7 protein-coding genes are annotated in these 5,427 nt (G+C 41.3%); 6 read left to right on the forward strand and 1 reads right to left on the reverse strand.

Going from position 1 to position 5,427, the window contains the following annotated elements; translation table 11 throughout:
• From F1E73_RS17665 to F1E73_RS16230, 4 genes are all read left to right on the forward strand, one after another.
• Positions 1–710: DUF5712 family protein (locus F1E73_RS17665; RefSeq protein ID WP_191089046.1), on the forward strand; the 710-nt coding region annotated here is incomplete at its 5' end.
• Between the two features lie 2 nt (positions 711–712).
• Positions 713–1,177 carry a hypothetical protein gene (locus tag F1E73_RS16220; protein WP_150452548.1) on the forward strand — a complete coding sequence of 155 codons (465 nt, stop codon included), beginning with the start codon at positions 713–715 and terminating at the stop codon, positions 1,175–1,177.
• Positions 1,114–2,025: a type IV secretory system conjugative DNA transfer family protein gene (locus F1E73_RS16225; protein WP_262714308.1), complete on the forward strand. Its 912-nt coding sequence runs from the start codon at positions 1,114–1,116 to the stop codon at positions 2,023–2,025. Before F1E73_RS16220 ends, F1E73_RS16225 begins: the two co-directional genes overlap by 64 nt.
• A complete protein-coding gene (locus F1E73_RS16230) occupies positions 2,022–2,411 on the forward strand; it encodes a hypothetical protein (protein ID WP_150452550.1) in 390 nt (129 codons plus the stop codon). Before F1E73_RS16225 ends, F1E73_RS16230 begins: the two co-directional genes overlap by 4 nt.
• Positions 2,412–2,428: 17 nt before the next feature.
• Here F1E73_RS16230 and F1E73_RS16235 read toward each other — a convergent pair whose 3' ends face one another.
• Complete coding sequence (locus F1E73_RS16235) at positions 2,429–3,979, reverse strand: Fic family protein (RefSeq protein WP_150452551.1); 1,551 nt, start codon at positions 3,977–3,979, stop codon at positions 2,429–2,431.
• Positions 3,980–4,458: 479 nt separating this feature from the next.
• On the opposite strand from F1E73_RS16235, the gene F1E73_RS16240 reads away from it, so the two are divergent.
• Entirely contained in the window at positions 4,459–4,908 is a 450-nt protein-coding gene (locus F1E73_RS16240; protein WP_150452552.1) for a JAB domain-containing protein, read from the forward strand.
• Positions 4,909–4,923: 15 nt separating this feature from the next.
• A complete protein-coding gene (locus tag F1E73_RS16245) occupies positions 4,924–5,121 on the forward strand; it encodes a hypothetical protein (protein WP_150452553.1) in 198 nt (65 codons plus the stop codon).
• Positions 5,122–5,427: the final 306 nt, after the last annotated feature.

Raw genomic sequence — 5,427 nt, forward strand, 5'->3', positions numbered from 1 at the left:
ATAAAAATAAAGGGCTTGCCAAAAAACAGGACAGGTATTTTACGTTGACGCTAAATTTTAGTCAACAGGAACAAGAGCACCTCACTTCCACCATCGCCAAAAGACCGATTGAAAATGTAGATGAACTCAACCAAAAAGAGTACGAGCATTTCAATGAGGTCATCAAACTTTTTGCACGACAGGCCATGCGGAACTATGCCATGAACTTCAAAAAGAAAATAAAGGAGGAAGAAATCGTTTGGTTCGCCAAAATCGAACACAAAAGACGCTATAAAGGAAACGACAAGGAAGTCAAGTTAGGAAAAGTCAAAAGCGCCGAACCGAAAAAAGGCTTACAGACCCATGTACATATTACCGTTTCACGGATGCACAAAGACCATCGTATCAACTTAAGCCCTTTGGCCAATGCCAAAAGCGGTCAGAATCTGGTGCTAAACGGCAGAACCGTTAAAGGTGGGTTTGACCGCTCTAACTGGAAACAGCTCAATGAGGATTCCTTTGACAAGATGTTCAAATATAAACGTGGCCTAGAGGAAAAATTTGAGACCCTAAGAACCTTGAAGCATGGCACTTTGGAAGAGAAATTGGCCTTGCAGCAGAAAATCAAATTGGAAAAAGAACCACAGCAACAACGGCGACATCAGGAGCAATGGCTACCCGATATGAAAAAAGAAAGACGAAGGAACAGGGGCAATCAAATCACTAGGTAATCATGGACAAGACAACAATAATCGAATATGTTTTGGGAGGCAGCAATATCTACGTCAGGTTTTTGCTGCTATTGGTAGGGACATTTGTTTATACCATTTTCCTAAGAAGGAAACTGAAAATTTCGATGTTTCTCGGTGCGCCTATTTCCTTTATCGTAGCCAGCATCATTCCATTGACCCTGACCTTGCCACCATATCTAGTTTTATGGATTCTCTATCAACTCTTAAAAAAAAACGGTAAATCACTTCGATTAGGTAATTCAGATAAGCCCATCAAAGCTTTGGAGGAAGGTTTTACTTTTCGGGTGAACAACAAAACCGTCCACCTAGAAAATCCTTATCGCGGCATTTACATCCAGGGCGGGCAGGAAGTGGAAAATCGGCCTCTTTGGTCTATCCAATTTTGCAACAAGCGATTCATAAGGGTTATTCTGGAGTCTGCTATGACTTTAAATCGCCCGAACTGAGCAGTTTTTTATTCTGCCAGTTTGGTCATTCCCAATCCAAAGTCAAACCCTATTTGATTGATTTTAAGGATGCCAACCAAAGCGCACGGGTAAATCCATTGGAACCAAATCTCATGACCAAGACGGCTTACGCCCATGAATATGCACAGACTTTGATGTACAACCTATCCCCCAACAACATCAAACATGAGGACTATTGGGTAATGGAGGCCAAAAGTGTGTTGACGGGATTGATTTGGTATCTGAAATCAGAGCACCCCGATTTTTGCACCCTGCCCCATCTTATCAGTTTGGTACTTCATTGCGAGATGGGCGAACTCGTCAAAAAGGTTTCCGAAAACTTTGGGGCGGCGGGCTATGTGGCAAGCTTGAAGCAGGCGATTAAAAATGATTCGACCAAACAGATTTCAGGGGTGGTCAGCACCCTTCAGACCAACTTAGCAAAGTTGAACACGCCTGATATTTTTTGGGTGCTCTCGGGCAACGATTTCGATTTGGACATCAACGATACCTCAAACCCCAAGTTTGTCTGTATTGGCAATGAGAGTACTCTATCGGAAACCTACGCCCCTGTAATTTCCCTAATACTCTCCGTGGCTTTAAAGCAGATGAACCAGCCCAACAAACACAAATCCATCGTACTGGTGGATGAACTGCCCACACTCTATATCAATAAATTGGAACAGACCCCAGCGACGGCACGAAGCAATAAAGTCGCCACAGTACTTGCTTGTCAGGATTTTAGCCAATTGGTGGACCGATATGGCAGGGACAAATCCCAGGTCATAATCTCCAATATGGGTAACCAGTTTTTTGGTAGGCGGTCAACAAGGATTCCGCACAAATGATAGGCCAGCTTTTCGGGAAGGCCGATAAAACCTTTAAGACCACCAATCACGGGGACAATTACTATCAATCATCCATTTTTGGAAAGCATACCAATTCCCTGAACAAAAGCATCAATGAAACCGTACAGGAACGGGACAGGGTAAAAACAACGGACATCATGAACCTACAGCCTGGAGAATTTTACGGATTTATTGCCGAGGGCAACGAACAGGAACTGTTAAAATCCAAGTTTCATATCAATCCGAAGTTGTGGGAAAAACATTTTGACTTTCCCATTTTAGCTACCGACAAAGATATTCAGGAGAATTATCGCAGGATAATTTCGGAGGCCAAAAGTATTACGGACTTTCCTGAAAACTCAGGAAATAACCTAATCAATTTTTGAGTATCGAATTGACGGTTCTAGTTTTCAAATATGGATTCGTATGCTTCCAGAATTGTATTGATTTCTTCCTCGGTAAGTTCGTCGAATTCCTTCTTTCGTTTGTTCTTGGAAAGTTTGCCCTCATTCTGGTTAAGAAACTTGATTAACAAATCAATCTTGGTATCTGGAAGCGTAACGATTGAATTGACAAACTGTGTCATTCGGTCATATTTTTCTAAAAAGTCCAGTTCTTCCGGAATGATTCTATCAATCGTTTCTTGTACGCATTCATATAGAAATTCCGCTTGTAGCGTAGCATCAAAATAGCGGTATAGGTCAATAGTCTCATTCGTGATCACAACATTGTGGTCAGACGTGGGTTTCCACTCTATCAGATCAAGGATTGGTGTGGAATAGGCCTCCAAAACATCTTGATATTCTGCAATGCGTTCCAAGATGGCCGCCGATACTGGAAATATCATATCCCGTTTTGTATACCCCATTTTCGACAAGATATGATGAATCAAATATCGGTGTATCCGTCCATTTCCATCAGAAAGCGGATGGATAAATACGAAACCAAAAGCAACAGTCGCCGCTGCCAATACAGGGTCGTATTCGCTTTTTTGCAATAGTTCATTGGTGTCTAAAAGCCCCTTCATGAGAGATGGTAAGTCTTTGGCCCTCGCCGAAATGTGGTCTGGTATGGGCAAAAAGGTATCGCGATCATGCTCGCCGATAAAACCCTCCCCTTTTCGGATACCCATGTGCTTTAATTTTTTTGAGCCTATCACGACATCTTGCAAACGTTCGATTTCAGCTATGGATAGTTCCTTTTTCCCTGCCTGCCCAACGGCCTTGCCCCAATTTCTGGCCCTCATATTGGGGGGATACTCACCCTCAATGGCAAATGACGCTTTGGAATCCTTCAATAATAAAAAAGCGGCCGTTCTGCGTATTAAATCCTTGTCCCTGCCCTTTAATCCCTTTTCCATGAGTTCTGGAAATCTTGTACTTGTAAATGTTTCCAATTTATCGGTTTTGCGAATCAACGGACAAAATTCAGGAGTGCCGGGAAGATTGTTCTTTACCCGATGCCGTGTACTGTTTCGAATAGGTCCGACATATTGAAGTTTAGAATTTACGACCTCAACGTAGCTTCCTACCTTAAGGTCTGGAATATCGATTTGACTGTTCAGAAGCCATTCATAAAGGAACCAAATACGCCTTGAATATTGGCTTGTCGGCTCGTTATTCATCATGGTTTTTACAAGGGATTCCCCTGCATGGAGAAAAAATTCCTTTAATAGCAATAAATCTACTCCCTCGTACTTGAGGGCGAATATCAAATGGGCAATTTCATGGTCATCAGGGCGATAACTGTTAGCGAATACTTGCCAATTTCCCGTGTTATATCGTTGTTGCTTCTCTGTAACGAAAGCAAGCACGTTGGGTAATGGCAAACATCTTCCTGTTTTTTCTTCCAAAATTTGATGGAGGAGTGCGTAACCGACCAATGTACCCTCTTCAGGCAAGGCCCTACCATGAAAAGCGCTTACTTTCCGTAAAAATTGATTACTTAAAGGCATATAGCATGAAAAATGATTACAAAGGTAGCATGAAAAATGATTACTTAGCATGAAAAACGATTACTTTTTATTTGTCTTTATGAATTTCAGTTACAAAACAGGTATGGATAACAAAGGAATTAGAAGTTTTTATAGATAAGATGTTATCTATCCATGTTCCTACGGAAGTTGAAAAGCCCCCACCTTCAAGCCTGACCAGAGTGGCCGAACTTCGCCCGCCCACTCAAGGTCGTCTTTTCGGTTATGGCTTTTCAACACCCTCGAAACCGCGCATAAACGCAAGAGGCCAAAATGCCTCTTGCATTTATCCTTCCAGCCCAAAGTAAAGCACCCTGACGGGTGCTTTTTTGTGGATAGGGAGAAAGAAGTCAAATGTGGTTTTTTGCCAACTTTTGCGAGGAAACCTAAAGGTTTGGGTGTATCTTAAAGTAGTTTAAATTACTGACAGTCAAGTATTTGATTAGTTAAACACAAGAAATATGATTCATGCTATAAACGAAGTTGAGGTAAGCTATCGGCACGAGATACCTGCTACATTCTGGAAGAAAATAAACACAGCGGGGGATGCTGCGGAAGTATTGTACAATCATTGGAACCCAAATACCATTGGACTAAACGAATGCTTTAAAGTGCTGCTCTTGAACAATGCCCATAAAGCCAAAGGGATTTATCAGATTTCACAAGGGGGCATAACAGGAACTTTGATTGACATCCGCATTTTGTTTGCGGTCATATTAAAGACACTCGCTGTTTCGGCGATTATTTGTCACAATCACCCTAGTGGCGTTTTAAAGCCAAGTGCAACGGATAAGGACATCACTAAGAAAATACAGGAAGCTTCAAAACTTTTTGATATCAGAATCTTAGATCATATCATACTGGCTCCCAACGGTTCTTACTACAGCTTTTCAGAGAGCGGAATGCTTTAAAACATATCAAATATTATGATACATTTAAACTACAACGACCTTAGCCAAGAAGCCCAAGAACGATTGTTGATCAAATCCAAAACGGATGTACAGAACCAATTTGGTGAGGATTTAAAACGATATTCCAATAAAAACGGCATCGCACTAGAAACCTTATTAGAGGAGGAAGCCATCAGGAATTTGTATTGCTACAAGTATTCATTCCGTCTTTAGCCCTTTAAAGTTTTACATAAAATTACGCATTTTGGTCGTCGTTTTAGTTTCAAACTACAATTGTTCAACCGTCATTTTAAAGTAATTTCTAAGCGATTTAAGGAGCCTTCAAAAGTGCCGTAACGACCAACAAGGAGATTTAATAAAGCCCGTAAAAACAACAATATGAGAGTTTTAGCCTTAAAACATATTACAATTACAACTGAGAATGGCACAGAAAACAAAAGTAGCCCTATTCGTAGCCCCAGAAATAATAAAACCCCTGTAAATCAATTGTTTACAAGGGTTTTGTGTGGTCCCACCTGG

Origin of the sequence: Arenibacter lacus (assembly GCF_008711145.1) — a bacterium.
GTDB classification, from domain to species: Bacteria; Bacteroidota; Bacteroidia; order Flavobacteriales; family Flavobacteriaceae; genus Arenibacter; species Arenibacter amylolyticus.